Raw genomic sequence first — 4,575 nt, 5'->3', positions numbered from 1 at the left:
CCGGATGTTTGAATCGTGAATTCGTTTCAGTACTCCCGGCCAGGTGTTGGCGTGAAGCTGGATGTAGTAATCCTTTTTCTCCGGACGCAGTCCGATAACCTGGCCCACCCGCATGACCTTCTTAGGGGCAGCTTCCTTGCTCCCTTCCGACGCCTGAAGATTTTCCCATTGTGAATGCGCGGCAAGGCCAAGAATAAATCCTACTGCCACCAGAACAAAACCCGCACCAATCCGAACCGCACGCTGTTTGAACATACCAGAACCTCCCACCTATCACAGACTGTTTACACCCAGAATGCTTGCCTGGAGTGCGATTATTCACGAATGAGAAGCGGTGTCAAGTAAGTGGCGGCGCGAAGCATCCCACTTTTGCAAAAACCGCTCGGATGGCCTGGGCGCACTGGGGTACAAGGACCATTCATGAATGGCCCCTCCCGTTCAACCGGCAACTGAAACCAGGACGTGGAAGCGTCCGAGGAAGTGGGCCATCCAAATGTTGGAATGTGAGCCTGGCAAGCTGATTGCGCTAAAAGAATCGGAGAAGCACACTTGTCGTGCCCCAGGAAACACGCCTGTGTGCATGTTCGTGTTCCTATTGACAGAGGTAAAGTGGGGGTGTGTCACAGCGACGGCCGATCAAGAGCATCCGGCTCTGGCAGCCGCCACTCTTTCGATTCCGATCAGCTTTCCGGACGCCGAAAAGTGATCCGCCGTTTTTGCCAGTCCGGCTTCGGCTCGGGGAAATCCAGGCGGTAGTGGCATCCGCGCGATTCTTCCCGCTGGATCGCTGCTCGCACCATCAGTCTGGCGATGGTGAGCATGTTCTGCAATTCCCAACCTTGGGGGTGGGTGAACTGCCGGAGCAGCGCGTAGCTGCACCACCGCTCCATATCCTCGAGAGCTTCCCGCATCTTATCCCCGATGCGTCGAACGCCCATGCTCCGCCACATAAGGCTTTTCAAAGAATTGCGAATATCGACAAGGTCAAGAGGTTCATGAGGAGCAGGGGTCGGCGGATTGGCCAAAGGCAACACGGTGTACTGGTCGGGCATTTCCAGGGCTTCTCGAGAAGCCCCTTGCCCCGCTCTCCGTCCGTACACCAGCGCCTCCAGAAGACTGTTGGAGGCCAGCCGATTAGCCCCATGAAGGCCCGACGATGTCACCTCGCCGGCGGCCCATAAACCCGGCACTGTCGTCCGGCCTTCGAGATCCACGGTAACACCGCCCATCATGTAGTGAGCGCCGGGCCGAACCGGAATCCGGTCCCGTGACAAATCGAGACGGAATTCCTCGCAGATTTTCGTGATCCCAGGGAACCGCGCTCTAATCTGGGCAGCATCCAAGTGGGTCAAGTCAAGATAGACACAGGGATGCCGCGTTTTTTCCATTTGGGCCACAATGGCGCTGCTCACCACATCCCGCGGAGCCAGCTCACCACGCGGATCATAGTCAAACATGAAGCGATAGCCGTGCCGATCCACCAGTCGGGCACCTTCCCCGCGCATGGCCTCCGTGATGAGGTGCCGGGCACTTCCCGCGATGTAGAGAACCGTCGGATGAAACTGCATGAACTCCAGGTCACGCAGTTCTGCTCCGGCGCGAAACGCCATCGCCATTCCATCTCCTGTGGCTGTTTCCGGATTGGTCGTCTCCCGATAGAGCTGGCCACAACCACCGGTGGCGAGAATCGTCTGTTTGGCCCAGACGAGCGTTCGACCATGGCGGTGATTCCAGACCATGGCCCCTCGGCATCGCCCCTCCCATGTCAGCAGATCGAGCGTGAAAGTATCCTCCCAGATATCCACATTCGGCTGTTGGCGGACACGATCATACAGCACACGGATGACTTCCCGGCCAGTCGCGTCACCATTGGCATGGACGATCCGATTGTGGCTGTGCCCGCCTTCGCGTCCCAAAGCCAGCCGATCGCCAGCACGGTCGAACTCCGCCCCCCATGCCATCAACTCGCGGATGCGTTCCGGACCTTCGTAGATGACACTTCGAACGACCGCCTCATCACACAGGCCGCCACCGGCTTCCAGCGTGTCCCGCACATGATTTTCCAGGTCATCCTCCGGATCAAGAACGGCGGCAATTCCGCCCTGAGCGTGCCAGCTATTGGATCCCTCACGGCCATCCTTACATGCAATCAGAACGTTAAGCCGCGGATCAACGGCCAGCGCCGCCCGGAGTCCCCCCAAACCGGCCCCCACAATCAAAATGTCTGTAAAAAAGTGGGGAATCTGGCGTGGATTAAACGGGGTTAAATACCGTGGTTCTGGGGTTTCTAGTCCGAACACCGTTATTGACTCCACTTCTCAATCCACCGTTTTTCCATCATGCGCCCGGCGAGTCCAGACCGTGCTTCAAGCGGGAATGCGGCCCCATCAAACCGCGGGAAACACCGGGTGGATCTGGGCAAAGCAAAATTCTAGCGGCCACCCCAAGGGTTGAGCGCGGTCCCGTTCCCGAGATTCGAAAGTATTTAGCATACCAGGGAATGGTCGCCGACCCAATTCAAAACACAGTATTTGAGAGATGATTCACAGGGAACCCGGGGCGATTACTGAGCCGCACCGAGAGATTTGAGGTATTCCTGGAAGTAGTCGCTCCACTGGGGAGGGGGCGGGATGTCGCGACCGGCTTCCAGCCCGTGCACGGTGTCTTTCAGCTCGTCATTGCGTCGAATTTCGGTGCCGCTCGGCCGCAAACCGAGACTACGGAGGATCTCGTTCAACCGTTTTTTCGCCTCTTTTCCCTGCGGGGTGTCAGCTTCCGCCGCCTTTTTCAGCTCCTGCCAACGCCTCACGAACTGGGCCATTTCTTCCTTCGTCCAGCCCAACTCTTTAAGAAGGTTTTCATCCGGGTTTTGCCGGGCTATTTGGTCCTCCAGATACCGCAGTACGAGATCCGTCTGTCGTCGGGCAAATTCCAGGTTTGGATCATCAACAGGTGTTTCGGTGCCAGGCCAGGCTCCTCCACCGCCTGAACCACCACCGGGAAGTCCACCACCGCGCGAGGCACTGCCGGACTGACTGCCATTCGGCGCATGTTGACCGCCAGCCGCGGGAGATCCTTGAGCAGAACTTTGCTGCCCTCCCTGACCACCCTGGTTCGAATCGCCGGTCGCACCTGTTCCGCCCTGCGAACTCCCGCCGGAACTGCTCACCTTATTTCCTGCCGAGGCGGATGTCTCCGGACCGGCTCCTGGCGTAGGATTTCCGCCTTGACCGTCAGCGGGAGACTGACTTCCCGCCGCGCCACTTCCCTGGCCCGGCGTCTGCTGACCACCTCCCTGACCTCCCAAGCCGGACTGCTCTCCGCTTTCGCCCTCGCGATTGCGGGCCCCGTGCTGCTGGTTCGATGGAGGCGGATTGGCCACCGTATTGGGAGGACCGTCTGTCTGTTGGGGTGCCCGATCGCCCTGCGGCGGTGCCATTCCGGAACTCGGCGGAGGCGACTCGCCACCTCCCGCCTGGTTGTGAGAGTCGGTCACCTGCGGGGTGTTTCCCGCAGGGGGTGACTGCCCGGGCGAGACAGCGGGGGCATCACGATTAGGCTGAACCTGACTGTTTGAAGCTGTCCCAGCCGAACCATTCGCCGATTCCTGCTGGTTACCCGGTTGTTGCCCTGGTGATGGCGCCGGCGTCGTCCCCTGATTTCCCGAGCCCGGCCGCCGATCTTTTTCACCCGCCGTTTGCGAGCCCTGATCCTGCGCTCCGGAAGCCGCGCCGTCGGGCTTTGTCCCGCCGCTGCGTTCCAGGTATTTCAGGATCCTTTCGATGGCGTCTCCTGGATTTGATATCCCGTCAATCTTGCCCTGCCCCTGGCTGTCTTCCGAGGCGTTTCCATCGGACGACCGCTCGCTGCCGGTGCCACCAGCTTTGGGGGTTCCGCCGTGGCCCGCCGTTTCCTTCTGTTGAGCACCGCCCTCACTCGCACCCTGATTCGACGAAGCTGCTCCCTGCTGCGAATTCTTTTCCCCTGCGGCGGATTCACCGCTGCCGGATGCACCGGCCTGCTGCGATGCTCCTGACGAACCAGGCTTTCCAGAACCGGTCTGCTCGGTCCCGTTTCCCTGCGAGCGGCTTGTCCCCTCCGTGCCAGATTCCCCCTGGGCTCTCCCTTCTTTCCCACTCGTCCCCATTGAATCGGACCTGTCAGGGGTCGTGCCCTCTCCCGCCGCCTGTTGCTCCTGCCCATTGCTTCCCTGTGACTGATCTTGATTTGTCGCGCCAGCCTGTTCGCCGGCGTGGTGGCGGTCCGAGCCGCCGGGGGTTCCTTCCTCGGAGTGCGATGGCCGCTCACCTTGCTCCGACGAGTCGCCCGATTCACGGGTGGTGGCACCTTCCGATCGTTGTCGTGGGGTACCACTCATATTTCCCGACTGTGCCTGGCCGTCTTTCGTTCCCTGCGATTCTTTGCCGCTGCCACGTTGGCCACCGGTCTGCGATTCACCCGATCCGGAATCGTCCGTTTTTCCGTTCTGTGCCAGGCCGGGAGGATTATTGCCCGGTTGCGGTTCGGGGGAACCTGTCTGCTGACCCTGGGATGACCTCTCCGCATTGGCCTGGT

General features: G+C 60.1%; 2 protein-coding genes and 1 pseudogene. All 3 read right to left on the bottom strand.

Annotation, left to right across the window (positions count from 1 at the left end):
• The coding region (locus tag H5U08_RS10700; RefSeq protein WP_297032856.1) for an L-rhamnose mutarotase at nt 1-255 on the bottom strand (255 nt) is incomplete at its 3' end.
• Nucleotides 256-680: 425 nt separating this feature from the next.
• Nucleotides 681-2,300 (bottom strand): L-aspartate oxidase, encoded by a 1,620-nt coding sequence (gene nadB, locus H5U08_RS10695; RefSeq protein ID WP_297032854.1) that lies wholly within the window; start codon nt 2,298-2,300, stop codon nt 681-683.
• Between the two features lie 263 nt (nt 2,301-2,563).
• Nucleotides 2,564-4,575, bottom strand: a pseudogene (locus H5U08_RS10690) (hypothetical protein); the annotation flags it as partial.

It is taken from the genome of Thermogutta sp. (genome assembly GCF_014359955.1).
GTDB lineage: Bacteria > Planctomycetota > Planctomycetia > Pirellulales > Thermoguttaceae > Thermogutta.
Note: the sequence above shows the minus strand (reverse complement) of the source record. Positions and strands in the feature narration are given on the sequence as shown.